The organism is Antribacter soli (assembly GCF_021568775.1).
Classification (GTDB): domain Bacteria; phylum Actinomycetota; class Actinomycetes; order Actinomycetales; family Cellulomonadaceae; genus Antribacter; species Antribacter soli.
On sequence record NZ_JAKGSG010000022.1, the window covers coordinates 96,912 to 119,281 of the forward strand.

At 74.3% G+C, this 22,370-nt stretch carries 20 protein-coding genes; 11 read left to right on the forward strand and 9 right to left on the reverse strand.

Annotated features, from left to right (window positions below; translation table 11 throughout):
* Window positions 1–7: 7 nt before the first annotated feature.
* The 5 genes from L1785_RS06350 (at window position 8) to L1785_RS06370 (ending at window position 6,430) form a co-directional block, all read left to right on the forward strand.
* Window positions 8–790, forward strand: coding sequence for a deoxyribonuclease IV (locus tag L1785_RS06350; protein ID WP_236088362.1), 783 nt, complete (start codon window positions 8–10; stop codon window positions 788–790).
* A gap of 221 nt (window positions 791–1,011) precedes the next feature.
* Window positions 1,012–1,866 carry an NAD-dependent epimerase/dehydratase family protein gene (locus L1785_RS06355; protein ID WP_236088363.1) on the forward strand — a complete coding sequence of 285 codons (855 nt, stop codon included), beginning with the start codon at window positions 1,012–1,014 and terminating at the stop codon, window positions 1,864–1,866.
* A gap of 81 nt (window positions 1,867–1,947) precedes the next feature.
* Window positions 1,948–2,901, forward strand: a complete 954-nt coding sequence (locus L1785_RS06360; protein WP_236088364.1) for a DNA/RNA non-specific endonuclease — start codon at window positions 1,948–1,950, stop codon at window positions 2,899–2,901.
* 36 nt (window positions 2,902–2,937) lie between these two features.
* On the forward strand, window positions 2,938–5,622 hold the full coding sequence (locus tag L1785_RS06365) for a phosphoenolpyruvate carboxylase (RefSeq protein ID WP_236088365.1): 2,685 nt from the start codon (window positions 2,938–2,940) through the stop codon (window positions 5,620–5,622).
* A gap of 43 nt (window positions 5,623–5,665) precedes the next feature.
* On the forward strand, window positions 5,666–6,430 hold the full coding sequence (locus L1785_RS06370) for a sirohydrochlorin chelatase (protein WP_372461809.1): 765 nt from the start codon (window positions 5,666–5,668) through the stop codon (window positions 6,428–6,430).
* Window positions 6,431–6,433: 3 nt separating this feature from the next.
* On the opposite strand, the gene L1785_RS06375 is transcribed toward L1785_RS06370, so the two are convergent.
* The 9 genes from L1785_RS06375 to L1785_RS06415 all read right to left on the reverse strand — a co-directional run bounded on the left by L1785_RS06375 (window position 6,434) and on the right by L1785_RS06415 (window position 17,033).
* Window positions 6,434–7,198: a VOC family protein gene (locus L1785_RS06375; protein ID WP_236088367.1), complete on the reverse strand. Its 765-nt coding sequence runs from the start codon at window positions 7,196–7,198 to the stop codon at window positions 6,434–6,436.
* An 84-nt stretch (window positions 7,199–7,282) separates the two neighbouring features.
* Window positions 7,283–8,314 (reverse strand): 5'-3' exonuclease, encoded by a 1,032-nt coding sequence (locus L1785_RS06380; protein WP_236088368.1) that lies wholly within the window; start codon window positions 8,312–8,314, stop codon window positions 7,283–7,285.
* Window positions 8,315–8,429: 115 nt separating this feature from the next.
* Entirely contained in the window at window positions 8,430–8,816 is a 387-nt protein-coding gene (gene crcB, locus L1785_RS06385; protein WP_236088369.1) for a fluoride efflux transporter CrcB, read from the reverse strand.
* Window positions 8,813–9,271: a fluoride efflux transporter FluC gene (locus L1785_RS06390; protein ID WP_236088370.1), complete on the reverse strand. Its 459-nt coding sequence runs from the start codon at window positions 9,269–9,271 to the stop codon at window positions 8,813–8,815. Before L1785_RS06390 ends, crcB begins: the two co-directional genes overlap by 4 nt.
* A 67-nt stretch (window positions 9,272–9,338) precedes the next feature.
* Window positions 9,339–9,794: a universal stress protein gene (locus tag L1785_RS06395; protein WP_236088371.1), complete on the reverse strand. Its 456-nt coding sequence runs from the start codon at window positions 9,792–9,794 to the stop codon at window positions 9,339–9,341.
* 239 nt (window positions 9,795–10,033) lie between these two features.
* The gene (locus L1785_RS06400) at window positions 10,034–11,065 is read right to left on the reverse strand and encodes a sigma-70 family RNA polymerase sigma factor (RefSeq protein ID WP_236088372.1); all 1,032 of its coding nucleotides are present in this window, start codon (window positions 11,063–11,065) and stop codon (window positions 10,034–10,036) included.
* Window positions 11,066–11,143: 78 nt separating this feature from the next.
* A complete protein-coding gene (locus tag L1785_RS06405; protein ID WP_236088373.1) occupies window positions 11,144–13,369 on the reverse strand; it encodes a SpoIIE family protein phosphatase in 2,226 nt (741 codons plus the stop codon).
* A gap of 104 nt (window positions 13,370–13,473) precedes the next feature.
* Entirely contained in the window at window positions 13,474–16,593 is a 3,120-nt protein-coding gene (locus L1785_RS06410) for a helix-turn-helix transcriptional regulator (RefSeq protein WP_236088374.1), read from the reverse strand.
* 140 nt (window positions 16,594–16,733) lie between these two features.
* Window positions 16,734–17,033 carry a hypothetical protein gene (locus L1785_RS06415; protein WP_236088375.1) on the reverse strand — a complete coding sequence of 100 codons (300 nt, stop codon included), beginning with the start codon at window positions 17,031–17,033 and terminating at the stop codon, window positions 16,734–16,736.
* A 347-nt stretch (window positions 17,034–17,380) separates the two neighbouring features.
* Here L1785_RS06415 and L1785_RS06420 point away from each other — a divergent pair, with 347 nt between their 5' ends.
* From L1785_RS06420 to L1785_RS06445, 6 genes are all read left to right on the forward strand, one after another.
* Window positions 17,381–18,085 carry a hypothetical protein gene (locus L1785_RS06420; protein WP_236088376.1) on the forward strand — a complete coding sequence of 235 codons (705 nt, stop codon included), beginning with the start codon at window positions 17,381–17,383 and terminating at the stop codon, window positions 18,083–18,085.
* A 175-nt stretch (window positions 18,086–18,260) separates the two neighbouring features.
* Window positions 18,261–18,632 carry a YciI family protein gene (locus tag L1785_RS06425; protein WP_236088377.1) on the forward strand — a complete coding sequence of 124 codons (372 nt, stop codon included), beginning with the start codon at window positions 18,261–18,263 and terminating at the stop codon, window positions 18,630–18,632.
* Between the two features lie 6 nt (window positions 18,633–18,638).
* The gene (locus L1785_RS06430) at window positions 18,639–19,994 is read left to right on the forward strand and encodes an RNA polymerase sigma factor (protein WP_236088378.1); all 1,356 of its coding nucleotides are present in this window, start codon (window positions 18,639–18,641) and stop codon (window positions 19,992–19,994) included.
* An 87-nt stretch (window positions 19,995–20,081) separates the two neighbouring features.
* A complete protein-coding gene (locus tag L1785_RS06435) occupies window positions 20,082–20,774 on the forward strand; it encodes a TY-Chap2 family putative peptide chaperone (RefSeq protein WP_236088379.1) in 693 nt (230 codons plus the stop codon).
* A 101-nt stretch (window positions 20,775–20,875) separates the two neighbouring features.
* Entirely contained in the window at window positions 20,876–21,028 is a 153-nt protein-coding gene (locus L1785_RS06440) for a hypothetical protein (protein ID WP_236088380.1), read from the forward strand.
* A complete protein-coding gene (locus tag L1785_RS06445; protein WP_236088381.1) occupies window positions 21,015–22,271 on the forward strand; it encodes a MalY/PatB family protein in 1,257 nt (418 codons plus the stop codon). Before L1785_RS06440 ends, L1785_RS06445 begins: the two co-directional genes overlap by 14 nt.
* Window positions 22,272–22,370 lie beyond the last annotated feature (99 nt).

The following is a 22,370-nucleotide window of genomic DNA, read 5'->3' on the forward strand; positions in this document are numbered from 1 at the left end:
GGGTCGCATGAAGATCGGTGCGCACGTGGGCCAGGAGGACGCCGTCGCCGAGGCGAAGGCGATCGGGGCCGATCAGGTGCAGGTGTTCCTCGGAGATCCACAGGGCTGGAAGGGCCCCGAGTTCGGCTACCCGGGCGGTGCGGAAGCGCTGCGGGCCGACGCCGAGGCGGCCGGCCTCGACCTGTACGTCCACGCGCCGTACGTCATCAACGTGGCGTCCACGAACAACCGCATCCGCATCCCCAGCCGCAAGCTCCTGCAGCAGACGGTGCAGGGTGCGGCGCTGATCGGGGCCAAGGGCGTCGTGGTGCACGGTGGCCACGTCTCCGCGAAGGACGAGCCGGCCGTGGGGTTCGACAACTGGCGCAAGGCGATCGACTCCCTCGAGACCGAGGTGCCGGTGCTGATCGAGAACACCGCGGGCGGCGACTTCTCGATGGCGCGGCGGCTGGAGCGGATCGAGCAGCTCTGGGCGGCGGTGTCCTCCGCGAACGGGGCCGAGATGGTGGGCTTCTGCCTCGACACCTGCCACGCGTGGGCCGGGGGGATCGACCTCGCGACGGCCGTGGAGCAGGTGCGGAGCATCACCGGCCGCATCGACCTCGTGCATGCCAACGACTCGCGTGACGCCGCGGGCTCGGGCGCCGACCGGCACGCCCACTTCGGCGAGGGTTCCATCCCCGGCGAGCTGGTGGCCGGCGTCGTCGCGGCCGCGGGTGCGCCGGTGATCTGCGAGACGCACGGCGACATGGGCCCGGACATCGCATGGCTGCGCGAGCGCGTGGGCTGAGGCCAAAGCGCAGCGCAGGGTGGGGGCCGAGGAACGAGGCACGCGCCCGGAGCGAAGCGCCGGCCGCAGCCCACAATGGTGCAGCCTGAGGCCAAAGCGCAGCGCAGGGTGGGGGCCGAGGAACGAGGCACGCGCCCGGAGCGAAGCGCCGGCCGCAGCCCACAATGGTGCAGCCTGAGGCCAAACCGCCGGAGGGCGTGCACGTGGGGCAGGATCGGGGCATGACTCGAGTCGTCGTCACCGGATCGAGCGGCAAGCTGGGCCGCTTCGTCGTCGAGCACCTGGTCGAGAGCGGGTACGAGGTCGTGGCCACGGACCGCGTCGCGCCGCCGCCCGGCAGCGGGGGGCGGTTCACCGTGGCCGACCTGACGGACCTCGGCCAGGTCGTCGAGCTGCTGACCGGCGTCGACGAGGGCCGCCCCGCGGACGCGGTGGTGCACCTCTCCGCGATCCCCGCCCCCGGCCTGGCCACCAACGCCGCGACGTTCCGCAACAACGTGCCCGGCACGTACAACGTGCTGCGGGCCGCGCAGGTCGCGGGGATCCGGAACGTCGTCACCGCCTCGTCGGAGACGGTGCTCGGCCTGCCGTTCGACGTCCCGCCGCCGTACCTGCCGGTCGACGAGGAGTACGACCCGCTCCCGCAGAGCACCTACTCCCTCGGCAAGGTGCTCGAGGAGGAGATGGCGCGGCACTTCACGCGCTGGGACCCGCAGCTCAAGATCGCCGCGCTGCGGTTCTCCAACGTCATGCGGCCGGAGGACTACGCGCAGTTCGCCTCGTGGCAGGACGACGCGTCCGCGCGCCGGTGGAACCTGTGGGGCTACATCGACGGTCGCGACGGCGCGCAGGCCGTGCGCCTCGCGCTGGAGGCCGGCTTCACGGGCTTCGAGGCGTTCGTCATCGCGAACGCGGACACGGTGATGACGCGGCCGTCGGCCGACCTCGCGGCCGAGATCTTCCCCGGCGTGCCGCTCAAGCGGCCGCTCGAAGGTCGCGAGACGCTCCTGTCGATCGAGAAGGCCCGCCGGGTGCTCGGATACGCGCCGCGGTTCGGGTGGCAGGACGAGCTCTGACACCGGCCGGGCGGGTGAACGACCCCTGAACTCTGTCCGGCTTGTCCGGCAGATCCGGTCTCGTCCTGCGAGGCTGACCCCGTGACCGGCTACGACACCTCGTTCCTCGGCCCCGACCTCGCCGTGCCCCTGCCGGGCGCCAAGCAGGACGTGCGCCCCCTCGACTACACGCACTTCACCGTCCTGCTCGACCGGGCGCGCCGCCTCGCCGCCGCCACGGCCTGCACGATTGACGGCGCGACCCTCGTCAACCTGCCCCGATCGGGCACGTGGCGCCTCGACCCGCGCGTGCCGGCGGACGAGCAGGCCGGGCCCGAGCTCTACAAGAGCAACCCGCTGGACCGGGGTCACCTCGTCCGCCGCCTCGACCCCGTCTGGGGTGCGGCGGACGAGGCCCGCCGTGCCAACGCCGACACCTTCGTCTACACGAACGCCGCGCCGCAGGTCGGGCGCTTCAACCAGTCGAAGCAGCTCTGGAACGGCCTCGAGGACCACGTCCTGCAGTACGCCGCCACGCACGACCACCGCCTCGTGGTCCACACCGGCCCCGTGTTCGGCGACGACGACCCGGTCTATCGCGGGGTCGCCATCCCCCGGCTCTTCTGGAAGGTCGTCGGCTGGGCCGGCGCGCCGCCCGACTCTCAGGCTGACGAAGCCGGCCCCTCGCCCTCGGCAGGCGGGGTCGCCACGGTCCTCGCGGCCACGGCGTTCGTGCTCGACCAGACCCCGCAGCTCGACGAGGTCCAGCTCGAGCTCATCACCGCGCAGGCGCTCGCGGCCGACGAGATCCCGCCGCTCGGCCCGTTCCGCACCTACCAGGTGCCGGTCGCCGACGTCGCGGCGCTGACCGGCCTGGATCTGGGCCCCCTGGGGGAGGCGGACGTCCTCGCCGGACGCGAGCGGCCGGCGTCGGGCGCCGAACGGCCGAGCGAGATCATGATCCAGCGCGTGCCGCGGGCGCGCCGGTGGGCGCAGCTGCGATCGGCGGACCAGATCGTGCTCGGTGCCACACGGCCCACGGTGCGGACGCAATGAACAACCCAACCCAAGTTCGGCATAGTCTCTAGTCCCGTGAGCGACACCACCCAGACGGTCCGCGGTTCCGCACGCCACGAGGTGCCGGACCCGCTGCGGGACGACGTCCGACTGCTCGGCGGGCTCCTTGGCACCATCCTGCGGGAAGCGGGAGGCCAGGATCTGCTCGACGACGTCGAGCGCCTGCGCGAGCTGACGATCCGTGCCTACGGCGACGGCGACGCCGCGGCGCTGGACGAGGCCGCGGAGCTCGTCGAAGGCTTCACGCTGGACCGCGCCGAGCAGGTGGCGCGTGCCTTCACGTGCTACTTCCACCTCGCGAACCTGGCCGAGGAGTACCACCGAGTGCGCGTGCTGCGGGCACGCGAGGCGGAGATCAGGCGGGGCCCGGCCGTGCTCCCGGACACGCTGCCCGAGGCGTTCGCGCAGCTCACCGAGGAGGTCGGGCGGCCCGAGGCGCTGCGCCGGCTGAGCGAGCTCGAGTTCCGGCCGGTGCTCACCGCCCACCCGACGGAGGCCCGTCGCCGGGCGGTGTCCGGCGCCATCCGACGGATCGCGGACCTGCTGGACGAGCGGGACGAGCGCCGCCCCGGCGGCGTGTCGCTCGCCGAGAACGATCGCCTCCTGCTCGCCGAGATCGACACCATGTGGCGCACGTCGCCCATCCGGACCTCGAAGCCCAGCGTGCTCGACGAGGTCAAGACCGTCATGGGCGTGTTCGACGCCGTCCTGTTCGATGTCTTCCCCGCCGTCTACCGCCGCCTCGACGACTGGCTGCTGGCCGGCGATGCCGGGCGTGCCGCGCCCGTCGCCCGACCGTTCGTGCGGCTCGGCTCCTGGATCGGCGGAGACCGGGACGGCAACCCGAACGTGACCGCCGAGATCACTCGTCAGGCTGCCACCCTCGCCGCCGAGCACGCCCTGTCCGCGCTGGAGGCAGCGACCCGCCAGGCGGGCCGGAAGTTCACGCTCGACCAGGACGGGACCCCGCCGTCGGCCGGGCTGAACGCGCTGTGGCAGCGCACGCGCCAGCTCTCGGAGGAGGTCGCGCAGCGCGCCGCGGTGGCCTCGCCGCACGAGCCCCACCGTGCCGCCCTGCTCGCGATCGCCGACCGCATCGCGGCGACGCGCCTGCGCGACGCCGACCTCGCGTACACCGACGCCGAGCAGCTCGAGGCAGACCTGCGCGTGGTACAGGACTCGCTCGTCGAGGCGGGCGCGTCGCGCGCCGCGTACGGCGACCTGCAGCGGCTCGTGTGGCAGGTGCAGACCTTCGGCTTCCACCTCGCCGAGCTGGAGGTGCGCCAGCACTCGCAGGTGCACGCCGCGGCGCTGGCGGAGATCGCCGAGCACGGCGTGGGCGGGCCGCTGTCGGAGCGCACCGTCGAGGTCCTCGACACCTTCCGGGCGATCGGTGCCGTGCAGCGGCGCTTCGGCGAGCGGGCGGCGCGGCGCTACATCGTGTCGTTCACGCAGTCGCCCGAGCACCTGGCCGCGGTGTACGAGCTCGCCGCGCGGGCCTTCCCCGACCCGGCCGACGCCCCGGTCATCGACGCGATCCCGCTGTTCGAGACCTTCGCCGACCTGCAGAACAGCGTGCCGATCCTCGAGGCGATGCTCGAGCTTCCGCAGGTGAAGTCGCGGCTCGCCGCGAACGGCCGGCGCGTCGAGGTGATGCTCGGGTACTCGGACTCGTCGAAGGACGTCGGGCCGGTCTCCGCGACCCTCGCCCTGCACGATGCTCAGTCCCGGATCGCCGACTGGGCACGCCAGAACGACCTCACGCTCACCCTGTTCCACGGGCGCGGCGGCGCGCTCGGGCGCGGGGGCGGCCCCGCCAACCGGGCTGTGCTGGCGCAGCCGCCGCACTCCGTCGACGGCCGGTTCAAGCTCACAGAGCAGGGCGAGGTCATCCTTGCCCGGTACGGCGACCCGACGATCGCCGCCCGGCACATCGAGCAGGTCGCCGCGGCGACGCTGCTGGCCTCTGCGCCCTCCACCGAGAAGCTGAACGCCTCCGCGGCGGCACGGTGGGCCGACCTGGCCACCGCGCTCGACGCGGCGTCGCGCGAGCGGTTCCACGCGCTCGTGCGCGCGGACGGGTTCCCGCAGTGGTTCGCGCAGGTCACGCCTCTCGAAGAGGTGGGCCTCCTGCCGATCGGGTCTCGCCCGGCGCGCCGCGGCCTGTCCGTGTCGTCGCTCGACGACCTGCGCGCCATCCCCTGGGTGTTCTCCTGGTCGCAGGCCCGCATCAACCTCGCCGGCTGGTTCGGCCTCGGGACCGCGCTCGCCGCGTACGGCGACCTGGCGTCGCTGCAGGCCGCCCGCGCCGAGTGGCCGCTGTTCGCCACCCTGCTCGACAACGTCGAGATGTCGCTCGCCAAGACCGACGAGCGCATCGCCGCGAAGTACCTGGCGCTGGGCGACCGCGACGACCTCGCCGCGATGGTCCTCGACGAGCTTCGGCTCACCCGCGAGTGGGTGCTGCGCATCTCGGGCAACGCGTGGCCGCTCGCGAACCGCCGGGTGCTCGGCCGCGCGGTCCAGCTCCGGTCGCCGTACGTCGACGCGCTCTCGCTGCTGCAGGTCCGGGCGCTGCGCGGCCTGCGGACCGGGGTCGACGGCGAGTCGGCGGTGGACGGCGACTACGCGGCGCGCCTGCAGCACCTGCTGCTGCTGACCGTCAACGGTGTCTCGGCCGGCCTGCAGAACACGGGCTGACCGGGTCTCGATGCTTGCGAGCGGCTCTGTTCGGCCGGAGGAGATGATTCACGTGGAACCAGTGCTGGTCGGTACGTCGCACGGCACCGACGACCCCGCCGGGCAGGCCGCCGTGCGTGCCCTGCTCGACGGCGTGCGTGCGGCGCGTCCAGGGCTCGACGTCCGCGAGGCGTTCGTCGACGTCCAGCAGCCCGAGCTCGGGAAGGTGCTCGCAGGCGCCGTCGCGGACGCCGGGTCCGCCGTCGTCGTCCCGCTCCTCCTGTCCACCGGGTATCACGTGCAGGTGGACATCGCCGAAGCCGTCGCGGCGGTGAACGCGTCGGGCAGCCTGGCCGTCGCGGCCGAGCCGATGGGACCCGACCCTCGCCTCGTCGACCTGCTCGCCGAGCGCCTCGCGGCTGTCGGGCCGCGCCCTGAGGACGAGCTCGTGCTCGCGGCGGCGGGCTCGTCCGTCGCAGCGGCGGCCGTCGCGGTGGAGGAGGTCACGCGCGGCCTCGCCGAGCGGCTCGGCCGCCCGGTCGCGGCGTCGTACGGCGCCGGAGCGCGCCCCCGGGTGCCCGACGCCGTCGCCGCCGCCCGCGCGTCCCTCGCCGAGCGCGCGGGTCCCGCGGGGTCTGGGGCGGGCGGGGCCGGGCGGGTGGTGGTCGCGTCGTACCTGCTCGCGCCCGGGTACTTCCAGGACCGCGTGCTCGAGGCCGGCGCCGACGTGGTGAGCGAGCCGCTCGCGCTGCCCGGTGCGGCGGACCCGCGACTGGTCGCGCTGGTGCTGGACCGCTACGACGAGGCGGCGGCCCGCCTGCCGCGGTAGAAGTCAGATCGAGATGATCTTGAACTGCGTCCCGTGCGGGTCCGCGATCGTCGCCATCCTGCCGTAGGGCGTGTCGATCGGCGGCTCCAGGACGGTCCCGCCGAGCTGCGTCGCGAGCTTCGCCGTGGCGTCCGGGTCGTCCGAGCCGAGGTAGACCGTCCAGAAGGACGGGACGCCGTCGGGCAGGTCGTGGGTCGCGTCGAAGATGCCGGCGAGGGCGTCGTCCCCCGCGCCGAAGGTCGCGTACCGGAAGTCCTCGGTGTCGCTCATCGTATGGACGTCCCACCCGGCGACGGCGGCGTAGAAGTCGACGGCTGCCTCGTAGTCACGTGTGTGCAGCTCGTGCCAGGCGGCGGTGCCGTGCTCGCCGTACAGCCCGTACCCGGTGTGCGCCATCGGCTCCCAGAACCCGACGGCGGCCCCCGACGGGTCGATCACGGTCACGAACCTGCCCTGGCCGGGCACCTCGTCCGGACCGTACGCGACGGTGCCGCCATGCTCCGCCGCCGCGACGGCCGTCGCTGCTACGTCGAACGACTTGAGGTACGTCCCCCAGACGGCCGGCTGACCGGGGAGGGCCAGCGGCCCGACCCCGGCGATCGCCTGACCGCTCTTCGAGAACTGGCCGTAGTCGCCGAACTCCGGCCCGAAGCTCGTGTACGTCCAGCCGAACAGGCCGGTGTAGAACGCGACGGTCGCCTCGAGGTCGGGCGTCCCGAGGTCGATCCAGATCGGGGCGCCGTCGGGCAGGGCGGGCGTTGCGGGCATTCTGTCCTCCTGTGGCGGGTGGTTCCTCACGCTCGCACGGATCGACGGCCGCGTCGCGCGGAGCGTGGCGCCGTTCGCCGGAGCTCAGCGGGGCGCGGCCAGGGCCGCAAGGACGCGGTCCACGCTCGACCGCAGGCCCCATCGCTCGGCGAGGGCGTCCAGCCCCATGGGGTCGTGCGGGGCGCTCGGGACGGCGTCGGCGAACTCCCCGACGGGCGCGTCGCGTGCCACCTGCACCACCAGCGGCGCGACCTTCAGGTAGTCGTCCGCCTCCGTCAGGCGCTTGCGGAGCGTCGCGGTGAGGCCGGGGTCGCCCGCGTCACGCGCGGCCAGGATCCCCGCGAGGTCGCCGTACCGCTCCAGAAGCTTCGCGGCAGTCTTCTCGCCGATGCCCGGGACGCCGGGCAGGCCGTCGCTCGGGTCGCCGCGGAGCAGCGCGAGGTCGGCGTACGCCGCGCCCGACCGCACCCCGTACTTCGTGGCGAGCAGCGCCTGGTCCACGACGTCCGGGTCGCGCACCCCGCGCGCCGGGTACAGCACGCGGACGCCTGCGGCGTCGTCCACGAGCTGGAACAGGTCCCGGTCGCCGGTCACGATGTCGACGCGGTGCGCACCGTGCCCGACGCCGGACGGGTCGCCCGCCTGCACCGGCTCGCCCGGGTGCGTCCCGCCGAGGATGGTGGTGCCGACCGGTCCGGCCTCCGCCGTCGGTCCGACCTCGCGGGTGGTGAGGGTGCCGATGACGTCGTCCGCCTCGTAGCCGGGGGCGCCGATGCGGGTGATGCCCAGCGCGGCGAGGACGTCGACGATGACCGGGATCTGCGCGGTGAGGACGTCCGGGACCACCTCGACGTCCGGGCTGGTGCCGTCGCCCGGGACGGCCACGCGATGCGCCTTGTAGGAGGGGATCGCGGCGACGCGGAACGCGGGGCGCCAGTCGTCGTCCCAGCACGCGACCATGCGGTCGGGACGGTGCTGCGTGAGGAGCCACGCGATCGTGTCGAGCAGGCCGCGGACCGCGTTGACCGGCTGCCCGTCGGGGGAGCGGAGGGTGTCGGGCACGCCGAAGTAGGCGCGGAAGTAGAGGCTGGCGGAGTCCAGGAGCATCAGGCTCATGCGCGCCAGCCTGCCACTGTCGGGCGCCCCTCGCCGCCGCCCGCGCCGGGTGGCCGGCCGCCGCCCGCGCCGGGTGGCCGGCCGCCGCCCGCGCCGGGTGGCCGGCCGCCGCCCGTCACAGCACGGCGGTGGTCAGCGCCAGACTCGCAGCGACCGCGCCGACAGTCACCACCAGGGTGCCGAGCGCGTTGGCGATGGCGAGCCGCACCCGCCCCGACTGTGCCAGTCGGACGGTTTCCACAGTGGCTGTGGAGAACGTGGTGAACCCGCCGCAGAGCCCTGTGGCGAGCGCGAGCCGCCAGGGGTCGAGCGCCTGCGCCCCTGCCCCGGCGGCCAGGATCACGCCTGCGACCACGCCGATCACCAGGGAGCCCAGCACGTTCACCGTGAACGTGCCCCACGGGAAGCCGCCGGTCGTGCGGGCTCGGATCTCGCCGTCGAGCACGAAGCGGGCGGCGGCGCCGACGCCTCCGCCGAGGGCGACGAGGAGGAGCGCGATCACGGGCGCCTCGCCCGCGAACGTGCGGCGTTCGAGCGCCGGGCAGCGGGGCGGCGGGCGCCGAGCGCGATCCCCGTCACGCACGCGGCCGTCCCGACGACCAGCGTCACCGCGACGTAGCCGAGCGCCGCACCCGTCGCGCCTCCGGCGAGCAGCCGCTCCGTCTCGAGGGCGAGAGACGAGTACGTGGTGAACCCGCCGAGCACCCCGGTGCCGATCCCGAGTCGCAGCCGCCGGAGGCGGGACGTCTCGGGCCCGCGCCGTCCGAGCGCCTCGAGCAGCCAGCCGAGGACGAACGCGCCGACCACGTTCACGGCGAGCGTGGCGAGCGGCCACCCGCCGGTCCGCGCCGCGTCGGGCAGAGCAAGAGCGACGCCGTAGCGGGCGGCGGAACCGACCGCGCCGCCGAGAGCGACGAGGCCGGTCAGCGCCGGGTACCGGTGCGGCGGTCGCGTCACACGTACCTCCCGGTCTGTGCGTGGAGTCTGTGTGGTCGAGGCTCCGGAGGCGACAAGTATCCCCGACTCAGTGATCGAGAGCGGGTGGGAGGACGACGACGGGGCGACGCTGGTCGTGGGACAGGCGCCCCGCGACCGTACCGCCGACCAGGTGTGACGCCCAGCCGCGCAGACCGGTGCGCCGCGCGCCCACCACGATCATGGCGGCCCCTACCTCGTCCGCCACGCGGGCCAGCTCGCGCGCCGGGTCGCCCACCGCGCGGACCGCGCTCCACGGCAGCCCCACGTCGCGCATCGACCGTTCGAGGCCGAGCAGCGGGTCGGCGCCGTACGCGTCGTCGGACACGACGATGTCCGGGTCCACCGACACGGCGAAGCCACCCGACGCCACCGACGTCTCGTCGACCCATACGCACACCAGCTCGACGAGGCTCCCGCCCAGCGCCTGGACCAGCCCGGCGGCACGGCGCGGCAGGTCGGGGCAGCTGTGGTCAACACCGACCACGACCGATCGCACGCTCACGCGACGAGCGTACGGCCCGGAGGTCAGCGGGCCCACCCTTCGCTGCACCTCCGGCTCAGTCCGGGTACTTGTTCGCCTGAGCCTGCGGTTCCGCTCCGGGCGGGTCCCTTGCTTCGCTGCGGGCCCACCCTTCGCTGCACCTCCGGCTCAGTCCGGGTACTTGTTCGCCTGAGCCTGCGGTTCCGCTCCGGGCGGGTCCCTTGCTTCGCTGCAGGCCCACCCTTCGCTGCACCTCCGGCTCAGTCGAGCCGTTCCGGCAGCCCGAAGCGGCCGAACCAGGTCGCCGTGTCCAGAAACGTCGTGATGCCGGTGACCTGCTCCCCGTCGTCGTCCAGCACGACCAGGCCCCACGGCACGTGGCCCCCGGCGGGGTCGGGCCGGTACTGCCCGAACGCGAGCGATCCGTTCGCCTGCACCGGCACGCAGCGCGATCCCTCGCACCCGGCGCCCGGCCCGGTCATCCACGCCCGGATCCGCTCGGGACCCTGAACCCACATGGTGTACGGCGGCATGTTGAGCACTGCGTCGTCGTGCAGGAGCCGGACCAGCGCGTCCATGTCGTACCGCTCGAAGGCGTCCACGTACTGCTCGAGCAGGAGGTTGTCCTCGCTGCCCGACGCCGGGCCCTCGCCGCGGGCGCGCGCCTCACCCCGATCCGGCGCCCGCTCGGCGAGCGTGGCACGGGCTCGCTGCAGGGCGCTGTTCACCGATGCGACCGTCGTGTCGAGCAACGTCGCGACCTCCGCCGCGGGCCACCGCAGGACCTCGCGCAGGATGAGCACCGCCCGCTGCCGGGCCGGCAGGTGCTGCAGGGCGGCCACGAACGCGAGCCGGACGGACTCGCGCGCCACCGCTGTGTCGGCCGGGTCGCCCGGGCCCGGCAGCACCTGGTTGTCCGGTACGGGTTCCACCCACGCCTCCTCGGGCAGGCTGTCCCCGAAGTTCTCCTCCACCGGCGCCGACGACGGCCCGAGCCCCATCGGCCGCTCCCGCCGGGCGCGGCTCGACCCCAGCTGGTCGAAGCACACGTTCGTCGCGATGCGGTAGAGCCAGGTGCGCAGGGACGACCGGCCCTCGAACCGGTCGTACGACCGCCACGCCCTGAGCATCGTCTCCTGCACCGCGTCATCCGCGTCGAAGGCGCCGCCGAGCAGCCGGTAACAGAAGCCGGTGAGCTCGCGCCGATGGGCCTCGAGAGCGGACGTCAGCTCGTCACCCGCAGCGGGGGCGACGGGGCGCGCATCGGCACTCGCGTTGGCTAGCTGTGTCATGCCTCACACCGTACGCGCCGCCACCGACACGGTCGCGGGAGGGGCCGAGGCCGGATGACCGGCCTGGTGACAGGCCCCCTACCTCGCCTCAGGACGGTCCATCTCGAACCACACCGTCTTGCCCGGGTGGCGCGCGCGCCGGGAACCGCGCGCCGCGGCGTCGTGATGCCGCTCCACCCCCCAGCGGGAGGCGAGGCGATCCAGGAACTGCACGCCGCGCCCGCCGAGGTCGCTCACGGCGGGATCGCGCAGCTCCGGCTGGGCGGGCGATGAGTCTCGCACCCCGATCCGCACGCGCCGCGCGTCCACCTCGACCGTTGCCGTGAACGGCGCCTCGCCGTGGTCGAGGGCGTTGGTGAGCACCTCGCTGGTCAGGAGCATCAGCGTCCGCCGCTGGTCGAGCGGGACGCCGCAGCTCTCCAGGACGTCGTCGACCCACACGCGTGCGGGTGCCAGGTCACCGCGGGAGTCAGCCACCTTGCGCTCGGCGAGGGCGGGCCCGCTGGGCGACGGCGGCCCGGTCGGGGCCGGGACCCGGACACGCACGGCGAGCACGGCGACGTCGTCCCGCTGCCGGTCGCCGACGAGCTTGCGCACCAGCGTCACGGGCAGGGCAGCCGTGGCCGTGGTCCGAAGCTTGGCGAAGGCCGCCTCGAGATCGCCGAGCCACTCGTCGGGGTTGGTGCAGCGCTGCTCCACGAGCCCGTCGGTGTAGAGCAGCAGGGTCTCGCCGGGCCGCAGGACCGTGACGTGGTCGGTGCGTGCCGTCGTGGGGACCACGCCCAGCATGAGGTCGGGCCGGCCGGCCAGCCGCTCGACGCGACCGTCGGCGCGCAGCACCATCGGCGGTGGGTGGCCGGCGTTGGACCAGGTCAGCTCGTACGCCCCGGCGTCTGGCCCCTTCGCACCCCGTCCGTGCCCGCGGTGGCGCTCGAGCCGCGCCACGACGGCGGTGCCGCTGGCCCGCAGGCTCAGCCCGTCGTTCGCCTTGTCGAGCAGCGTGAGCAGCGCCGACGGCGACTCGTCGTGGCTCCACGCGAGGGCGCGCAGCAGGGACCGGAGCTGGCCCATCTCCGCGGCGGCCCGCATGTCGTGGCCGGTGACGTCTCCGATCATGACCATCACGGCGTCGTCGTCGAGCGGCACGGCGTCGTACCAGTCACCACCGACCTGGTCGGAGCGCGTGGCCGGCGAGTAGGTGGTCGCGAGGTCGAGGTGCGCGACGTCCGGGAGCTTGGAGAGCATCGCGCTCTGCAGCGTCTTGGCGGTGTCGCGCCGCTCCTCGAGGAGCCGGGCCCGCTCGAGCGCGTGCGCCGTGTAGTGCGCGAGGGCCGATTCCAGGGCGAACGTGTCCTTGTCGGGCTCGCGGTCCTGCTCCCACACGAACGCGATGACCGCGACCACCACGCCGCCCGACAGCACCGGCAGGAACGACCGCGCGCCGAGCGCAGAGTTGATGTAGCCCACCACCGTCGGGAACGCCTTCGTCAGCTCCTCGGTGGACCGGAAGAACAGCGGCTCGCCCGTCCGCGCGACGGCCGCCGACGGCCGGTCGTCCTCGATCCGCGCTCGGATGCCCTCGCTCGGGAACTCGGGCTCCGCGTGCGTCAGGCTGAGATAGGTGAGTCCTCGCCGGTCCTGGTCCGTGACCGCGATGGCGCAGTAGCGAGCGCCGATCCCGGTGGTCCCGACGTCGGCGATCACCGCCTCGATCTCCTCGATCGTGTTGGCGTTGGCGAACGCCTCGCTCAGGGAGAGCAGGAAGCGGCTGCGGCGGTTGGCCTGGACCGCGGCCTTCTGGATCCGCCGCGCTCGCTCGCTCTCGGCCCGCATCCGCAGCTCGGCCGAGCATGCGGCGGCGAGGTCGGCGAGCGACGCGAGGTCGTCGGCGGACCAGGTGCGCGGCTGGCCGTCAACGGCGCACAGGGCGCCGACGGCGCGGCCGCGCAGGTCGAAGATCGGGTAGCCGGCGTACGCGACGAGGCCCATCTCCCGCACCACGACGGTGTCGCGCACTCGTTCGTCGAGGCGCGCGTCGCTGAGCACGAGGGGCTTTCCGTCCACGACGACCTGACGGGTGAGCGGGCCGTTCATGGCGAGCCTGCGTTGCGTCTGCAACGGCTCCGGCAGGCCTTCCGCGCCGGGGTAGACCTGGCCCTCGGGGAGCACGAACGAGACCATCGCGGCGGGGACGGAAAGCTGCCGGCGCACGAGGCGGGCGAACCGGTCGAAGGCTTCGTCGGCGACGGGGGTGCCCAGGCCGACATGCGCGAGATCGCGCACAGCCTGGAGGTCCGTCGGCATCTGCCCAGTATTGCCGGAGGACCTACGGCACGCGACTGGTGCCCGGAAGCCTTGCGGCGGTCCCCCGGGCGGCGACGTCCCGGTGCGCGCCCGGCGACGAGGCGTCAGACCTCGAGCAGTCCCCGCTGGTGGGCCAGGTTGACGGCTTCTGCCCGGCCCGACGCGCCGAGCTTCGCCAGGACGTTCGAGACGTGGACGCTGACCGTCTTCGTGGAGATGAACAGCCGCTCCCCGATCTGCCGGTTCGACAGTCCCTGCGCCACGAGGGTCAGCACCTCTTCCTCGCGCTCGGTCAGCGTCGAGGTGGTCGGCTGCCGCACCCCCGGCAGGTCGAGGCGACCGCGGCGGGCGAGCGAGCGGACGGCCTCCGCGAGCGGCGCGGCCCCCATGGCCTCCGCCTCGGACAGCGCCTCCGCCGCCTCGAGCTCCGCCGTCTCCCGCTCGCCGGCCCCCAGCAGGGCTTCCGCCCACCGATGGCGCGAGCGTGCCAGCTCGTAGCGGTACCCGAAGTCGAACGCGTTCACCGTCTCCTGCCACAGGCTGGCGGTGGCGCGCCAGGCTCCGGCAGGGTCCGTCCCGCTGCCCGACGCCGGACCCGCAGCCGGGTGCACCGTGCCGGCCTCGCCCGGGCCCGGGCCGGCCAGGGGTGACGCGGTCCCGGGGATGCCCGCGATCGCGTGCAGGCGTGCGTTCTCCGCGGCGACGCGCAGCAGCCAGGCGCGGCCCTCCGGCCCGAGGACTCCGCCGCGCGGCCGGCCACGCTGGGCGGTCTCGTGTGCCACGGCGAGCAGGGCGTCCCCTCTGGCGACGCGCGACGGGTCGCCGCGGCCGGGCCCGAGGTCCGCGGCAGCGGCGTCGGCCAGCGCGGCGGTCGCGAGCGCCGAGAGCCAGATCCGGCCGAGGAAGAACTCCGACCAGACCGCGCCGAGGTGGGCCGTCAGCTCCTCCGCGAGGGTGACCGCCTCCTCGTACCGGCCCGCCCAGGTCAGGGCGTCGACGAGGCAGCCGCCGGCCACGAGGGCGATCATGCCGTCCCTGTCCCAGCCCGCGCGCAGCGCCTGGCCGCGCTCGATCGCGTCGGCGTCGCCGCGTGCCACCGTCGCGTACATGCGCGAGCTCGCAAGCCACTGCTCGGCCCCCGGCGACACGTCGCCGATCGGGCGGTCGGCGAGGTCGCCCGAGAGGTAACGCCGGATCTCGTCGACGACCCGCAGCTCCAGCCCGGCGCTGCTCCATCCGAGCCCCAGCTCCTCCGCCCGGGCGAGGGCCTTCTCGAGCACCTCGCCGGCGGCGTCGAGGTGTCCGGCGTAGAAGCGGTTGGTGCCGATGTTGAACCAGCAGCGCAGCTCGGTGAACACCTCGCCCGCGTCAGCGGCGCGCCCCCGTGCCGATTCGAGCAGGCGCGCCGACTCGTCTGCGTCGTCGACGAGGAGGACCGCCAGCGTCGTCAGGGCGTCCGCCTCGGCTCCCGGGTCCGGGACGGCGCGGGCCACCTCGACCGCTCGCTCGGCCAGCAGACGCGCCTCCTCGTCCCGGTCGACGGCCGCGGTGCTCAGGTACATCGTGGCCCGCGCCCGTACTGCGAGGGTCCAGGCGTAGGCGGACGACGGCGTGTCCGGCAGCACGTCGAGCGCGGACTTCGTCAGGTCCGCCGCCTCCTGGGTCGCGTCGAGGTTGTCCACCTCCAGGAGCCGGCGCGCCAGCACGTACTGCAGGGTGGCCTGCCGGGCCGGGTCGTGCGCGAGGGCGTCGACCGCGCGGCGGGTGAGCCGGATCGCGCGCGTCGGGTGGCCGGCGCGCACTGCCGCCTCGCCGGCGGCAAGGGCCAGGTCCACCCGGTCCTCGCCGAGCAGCTCCTCGGCGTGCGGCACCGACTCCCACAGAGTGAGCACCTGCTCGAGGTGCCGGAGCTGCTCCTCCGGTGCGAGGAGGCGGCCTGCCCGCCGGGCCGCGTCGCGGGACGCCACGAGCGCCGCCGGCAGGTCGTGCGCCTGCAGGGCGTGGTGGGCGCGCTCCGCGGCCGAGCCCAGCGTCATCGCGTCGGGACCCTCCTGTCCCATGGCGGCGAGATACGCGCGGTGCGCGGCCGTCCGCTCGCCCGGAAGGAGGTCGAGGTAGAGCGCCTCGGCGAGGAGCGCGTGCCGGAACGCCAGGTATCCGTCTTCCACGACGAGCACCTGCCGGCCGACGGCTTCCCTCAGGGCGGCGTCGATCCGGGCCGCCGCCCCGGCGAGCGACGCACCGGCGAAGTCTGGGCCGGTGGCGGGCGCGACGTCGTCGGGCGCACCCGGTGCGCGCAGGTGGGCCGCCGCTGCGCGGAGCACGTCCTCGCGGACCCGGCGGCCCGCGACCGAGGCAAGTCGCACAACCTGCTGCACGTCTGGTGCGAGCTGCTCGAGGCGTGAGTGGAGGACGTCCGCGAGCGACCACGGCAGGCCGCCTTCGAGGCCGGCGTTGAGCAGCTCCTCCGCGAAGAACGCGTTGCCCTCCGAGCGGCTGCGGACCTCCTCGAACGCGCCCGCGCCCAGCGGGTCGCCAGCGAGAGCCGTCGTGAAGTCCCGTAGCTCGTCCGTGGTGAACGGCGCGAGGTCCATGCGCTCCGTGCTCGGGTCTCGGTGCAGCTCGGCCAGGAGCCGGCGCAGCGGGTGCCGGCGGTCCACGTCGTCCGAGCGGTACGACACCACCACCAGCACGTGCTGCGAGCGGAGCCGGGACACGACGAAGCGCAGCGCATCCCGGGACGACGCGTCGGCCCAGTGCGCGTCCTCGATCACCAGGACGAGCGGGCGGCCCGGCTCGCCCGCCGCGGCGAGGCTCCGCGCGATCCCGTCGAAGAGCTGGAGCCGCTCGTCGTGCGCGGCCTCTGTGCCACCACCCGGTTCGAGCAGGCGCCACAGCGCGGGCCGCTCCGCGACGAGCGCGGCGACCCGGGCGCCCACCTCGGTCGAGGCGCCGCCGCCCTGAAGCTGGGTCAGCGCCTCGGTGAACGGCAGGTACGGGATGCCCACCTCGCCGAGGTCCACGCAGTGCGCCACCACGACCGTGGCGCCGTCCTGCCGGGCCTGCTCGGCGACGTGCGCGATCAGGCGGGACTTACCGACTCCCGCGTCACCACCGATCAGGACCATCCCCGGAAGACCCGACGCGGCACGGCCGACTGCCGCCAGGAGAGAAGCGACCTCCTCCTGGCGGGCGACCAGCGGAACCCCGGCAGACCTGCGCACGCTGTCATCGTGCCACCAGACACCGACACTCTCCGCCGAGCCGCTCGCGATGGACGCCGTCGTGGCCGGGGACGGCGAAGGTGCCGTCCCCGCAGCCCGGGGTCCGGCACCTTCTCCGCTCACCGCGACGGGACCGCCGCTCATGCGAACCGGTGTCCGCGCGCTTCGCGAGGGCGCATCCCCTCGATGCCCTTCGCGATCTCCTCCGCCCGGCGGCGGGCGGCCTCCTTGCAGTCCTCGTTCTTCTGTGCGGCGCCGCGGGCCACCCGGACCAGGGCACGACCTGCCCGGCCGGCCGCGTGGCCGATCTCTTCCGCCACGTGCGACGCCGAGCGGGCCGCGTCACCCCGGTGCCCCGCACCGAGGCTCCACGCGTCGCGGACCCTCTCCTGCCGGTAGGCGATCTCCGCGTCGAGTGCGGGCCCCCAGAGCTGGCTCATGGTTCTTCCTCCTGCTTCTGCGGGGCGCCCTGTGCGTCCCTCACAGGGAAGACACTCGTCCTGAGGTGGGGGCCCGCGGATCGGTAGACCGGGCACGTTGTGCCGCGAGGTACCTCAGGCCGGGTCTGAGGTACCTCAGACGACGACCGGACCGGGCCGGTGGACCAGGGCGAGGCTGCTCCGGGATGCGGCGGCCGGTCGCGTGCGGCAGCATCGGGCGAGTCGGGCACTGCGCCCGTGTGCAGACGTTTTCCACATTCGGGCCGTCGGCCTGGGGACAACCATTGCGATGTGCGTCACACCGGTCGCACACTGGAAGAGGCAGCGGACCTTACGGGGGTGGACTCGTGACTGGAACCCAAGCAGGAACGTTCGACATCTTGCCCATGCTCGGGCGTGGCAAGCACCGGAACCCGAGGAAGGGCGCGTGCTTCATGGAGCTCGCCTCGTTCCTCGCGGGCGAGCGGTGGAGCGATCATCCACAGTGCACGCACCCGCTGATCGCGATGCTCGCGCGTGCGGTCAACGACCTCACGTCGGACAAGGCGCGGCCGCAGCTGGCGCCGCTCATCCCGTCCGTCATCGGCCTGACCAGCGACGACCCTCGATGGGACGTGCGCATCGCGCTCCGCGCGGCGCAGACGGCCCTCCCGGTCGCTCCGGCCGACCGCCAGCAGACCCTCGCGGTCGCCATCCTCGGCAGCGAGCGGATGCTCGACGTGCTGGACGACCGGCCCGCGGGCACCCTCTCCCCGGAGAGCCGTGACGCGCTCGCGGCCGTCCCGAAGACGGCGGCCTGGGCGGAGAGGTTCTGCGCAGGGACGAACGTGCGGCCCAAGCGGTTCGTCCGCGACGCGGCGCCGAGCGTGGTGTCCACGGCGGTGCAGGGCATCTCGGAGGCGTTCGTCCCGGACGTCGACGCACGGCTCCGCGACCTGCTCCTGGCGACGGTCGAGGACGCCCGGCGGTGGGCGGGGCGGACCGAGGACGAGGTCGGCTACCTCGCCCCGGAGGCGTGGCAGCCGGTGGTGAAGCCCGCCGCGACGGTCTGACGGCGGGCGCGCGGCCGGGTGTGTGTGCAGGGGGCCCCGGCGGGCCCGGCGAGTGCCGGGCCACTTCCTGGTCGGTGCGCGTGTCGATCCGGCGCCCGCCGGATCGTCATCTCGGTGTCCACTGCCTGTCGGCCTGCACTCGGCCGGCAGCCGACACCGACCGGAAGGACCGATCATGCGTTACACGCTGCTCCTGCACTACCCCGAGATGTCGCCGGAGGACCTGGGCGCCGACGCCTGGGCGGAGGGCGAGCGCGAGTTCCACGAGTACGCCACGGCGCTGGACAAGGCGGGCGTCCTCGACTCCGCCGAGGTGCTCCAGCCCTCCACCGCGACCACCACCGTGTCGCTGCGCGACGGCGAGCTGCGCGTCCAGGACGGACCCTTCGCCGACACGAAGGAGCAGCTCGGCGGCACCTTTGTGATCGACGTGCCCGACCTCGACGCCGCCCTGGCCTGGGCCAGGAAGGCGCCCTCGATCGAGTGGGGCGCGGTCGAGATCCGTCCGAGCGCCACGCGGTTCGTCGACGGCGCCTGGACCCGCTGAGGCGCCGTGGCGTCCCCGGCCGGCCCACCGCCGTCGGACACAGACACCCCGCCGGGTGCGGAGGACCGGTCGAGCAGGGAAGGCTCGACCCTCCGCACCCGGCCGGGGGCTGCCCAGGCGGCCGAGGCCGCCGCCCGCGCCTCGTACGGGCGGCTGCTCGCCCTGCTCGCCGCGCGCGACGGCGACATCTCCCGCGCGGAGGACGCGTTGGCGGAGGCGTTCGAGCGCGCTCTGCGCACCTGGCCGGAAGCCGGGGTGCCGCGAAGTCCCGAGGCCTGGCTGCTCACGGTCGCGCGGAACCGCCTGCGCGACCTGTACCGCTCGCCCGCCGCGCACGCCGTCCCGCTCCCGGACTGGCTGTCCGACGCCGGGGCGATGGGGAAACCGGGCGGTGACCTCGTCGAGGGGCTCGACGAGATCCCCGACGAGCGGCTGGCGCTGCTGTTCGTGTGCGCGCACCCGGCCGTGGATCCCGGCATCCGCACGCCGCTGATGCTGCAGGTCGTGCTGGGCGTGCAGGCGTCGGAGGTGGCCGCCGCGTTCGCTGTGCCCGCGCCCACCATGGCGCAGCGGCTCGTGCGCGCCAAGCGCCGCATCCGGGACGCCCGCATCCCGTTCCGCGTCCCCGCCGTCGACGAGCTCGGCGAGCGGCTGCCCCCCGTGCTCGAGGCGGTGTACGGCGCCTACGCCGTGGACTGGCGCGGCGCGACGCCGGAGATCCGGACGTCTCTCACCGGCCGGTCGCTGGTCCTCGCACTGCTGCTCGCGGAGCTGCTGCCCCGCGAGCCCGAGGTGCTCGGGCTCGCCGCGCTGCTCTGCTTCTCCGTGGCGCGCGCCCGGGCCCGCGTCGTGGACGACGCGTTCGTGCCGCTGGACGAGCAGGACCCCGCCCTGTGGCACCATGCGCTGATCGCCCGGGGCGAGGCCCTGCTCGGGCGGGCCCGCCGGCTCGGCGACCCGGCGGCCGCCGGACGGTTCCAGATCGAGGCGGCGATCCAGTCTGCTCACTGCGCGCGAGCGCGGAGCGGCACGACCGACTGGCGGGCGCTGCTCACGCTGCACCGCGCGCTCGTGCGTGTGGCCCCCTCGCTCGGTGCGCGGGTGGCGCTCGCGGCGGTCACCGGCAGGGCCAACGGCCCCGTCGCCGGGCTGCGCGAGCTCGACCGGATCGACGACCCGGCGGTGACGGGCTTCCAGCCCGCGCGGGTGGTGCGGGCGCACCTCCTGGACCAGGCCGGCGACCTCGCCGCCGCGGCCGCGTACGAGCGCGCGATCGCGGTCACCACGGATCCCGACCTGCGGCGGCACCTGGAGGGCCGGCTGCAGGCGGCGCGTGCCCAACGCCCCGACGGCGACCGCTAGGCAAACGGCCGTTCGGCCTGCGGATTTTAGCGGGTGAAGAGTGAACAGGACATGGTCATCCTGATAACTTCCTAGTAACGTCCCGCCGTGACCCAAACTGCCCGCTGGTGGGTCGAGCGCGCGTCGTGGTACCTCGCAACTGAGCTCGTCCGCCGGCACCCCGCCTGTTCCGTCGTCCAGGTCCGTTCCGCAGGGGGGCAGTCCGACCTCATCTGGGTTGGCGGCTGGACCGGCAACCCGTCGGCACCCGTCTTCCAGCAGCGCTGGGCGATCGACCGGCACGGCAGCGGGTCGGTGCACGTCGGCCGCGAGATGCGACAGATCACGACCGAGCCCTGGCTCGAGCTGCTGCACGACGAGCCGCGCGCTTTCATCAACCGCCTCGAGCAGGCCGCCGGGTTCCCGGTCACCGCCATGCTGCGCCCGCCGAGCGCCCGCACCCTGACCTACCAGGTGATCGAGCAGGTCCTCGCGCTGACCGCCCTCACGGACGACCGCGTGACCTGCCGGTCGGTCGTGGTCGACGCCGCCGGGACGGGGCGGATGGACGCCCCGGCCGAGTACGTCGCGGTGATCGCCTCGCTCATGCCGAGCGACCAGGCGCCCGCCGAGGCGTACCGGTTCTGGGTCCTGGAGCAGAGCGGAAGGCCCATCGCGCTCCTGCACGACTCCGGCCATGCCTGGGTGGGCGCCACGCACCACGACCTCCCCGTGCTGCACGGGCAGACGCGGCGGCTGCAGCCCCTCGTGGCCGCGGTCTTCGCCGCCGTTCTGCCCTGACAGGTGTCACGAACCGGCCCCCGATCCCTCCTTCTCCGCGGACGGCACAACGAATGACCACCCTCGTGCGTCCTGTTCCATGAGACGTCCAGAGGGGGACCATGGCACCGGCAGCGATCACCCAGCTCGAGCGCGACCTGCGTCGTATGGCGCTCATCGACCGGCGCGCCCGCCGACGGCGCCGCGCGCCACTGATCCGCTACACCCAGCTCTCCGTCACGCGCCGCGTATCGTGGCGACGTGCGGACGCCTGACTCGACCATCCCGACCTCGCCCCTGAGCGACACCCCGCTGGACGTGCTGCGCCTGGACGAGCTCCGGCGTCGGACCTCGGTGAAGTGGCGCGTCTTCCCGCCCGACGTGCTGCCCCTGTTCGTCGCCGAGATGGACACGCCGGTGGCGCCCGTCGTCGCCGACGCCCTGCAGCACGCCGTCGCGTCGGGCGACCTCGGCTACGACTGGGGCACCGCGTACGGGGAGGCGCTCGCCAGCTTCGCGGAGCGGCGCTGGTCGTGGGACGTCAACCCGGCCCGGACCCGCACCGTCGCCGACGTCATGGTCGGCATCGTCGAGGTGCTGCGCGTCCTGACCGGTCCTGGCGACGCCGTGATCGTCACGCCGCCCGTCTATCCGCCGTTCTACGGCTTCGTCCGTAACGAGGGCCGGCAGGTCCTCGAGGCGCCCCTGCGGGACGGCAGGCTCGACCCGGCCGCCCTGGAGGCGACCTTCGAACGCGCGGTGAACCCGCACGGGCGGCGCGGGTCCGGGTCCGGTCGGCGCGCCGTCCTCCTGCTGTGCAACCCCCACAACCCCACCGGCACCGCGCACACGCGCGCCGAGCTCGAGGCGGTCCTCGACCTCGCCGCGCGCTTCGGCGTCCGCGTCGTCAGCGACGAGATCCACGCGCCGGTCGCGGGCCCCGTCACCGCGCCGTCCAGCGGTGTCTGGGGCGAGTTCGTGCCGATCCTGAGCGTGCCCGGCAGCGAGACGGCGATCGCGCTGCACTCCGCGTCCAAGGCCTACAACCTGGCCGGCCTGCGGGCGGCGGTCGCCGTCGCCGGGCCGGGCGCCGTCGCCGACCTGCGGCGCATCCCCGAGGAGGCCGACCACGCCGTGAACCACCTCGCCGTCCTGGTGCACGCGGCGGCCTATGGGGACGTGTCGGGCTGGCTCGACAGCGTGCTCGCGGGCGTCGCGCGGAACCGGAGGCTGCTCGACGAGCTGCTCGCCCAGCACGCGCCGGCCCTCGTGCACCGGCCGGGTGCGGCGACGTACCTGGCGTGGGTCGACGCCTCGGCGGCCGTCCCGGCCGGCGGCGGCGAGCCGCTCGGTGACGCCCCCTGCCCGCACTTCGTGCGGGAGGCCCGCGTCGCGTTCGCCGACGGGCGGGACTTCGGGACCGGCGGCGCCGGTCACGTGCGGATCAACCTCGCCACGAGCGTCGAGGTGCTCACCGAGGCCGTGCAGCGCGTGGGCGCGTCGCTCGCCGCGGACTAGGGCGCGCGTCCGGCCGGTGGGCCGGGGCTGGTGAGCCGACGTGTGAGAACGTGTGTGTCCCCGGTCAAGAATCACCCCCGGCTCCGCTAGTCTCGCGCC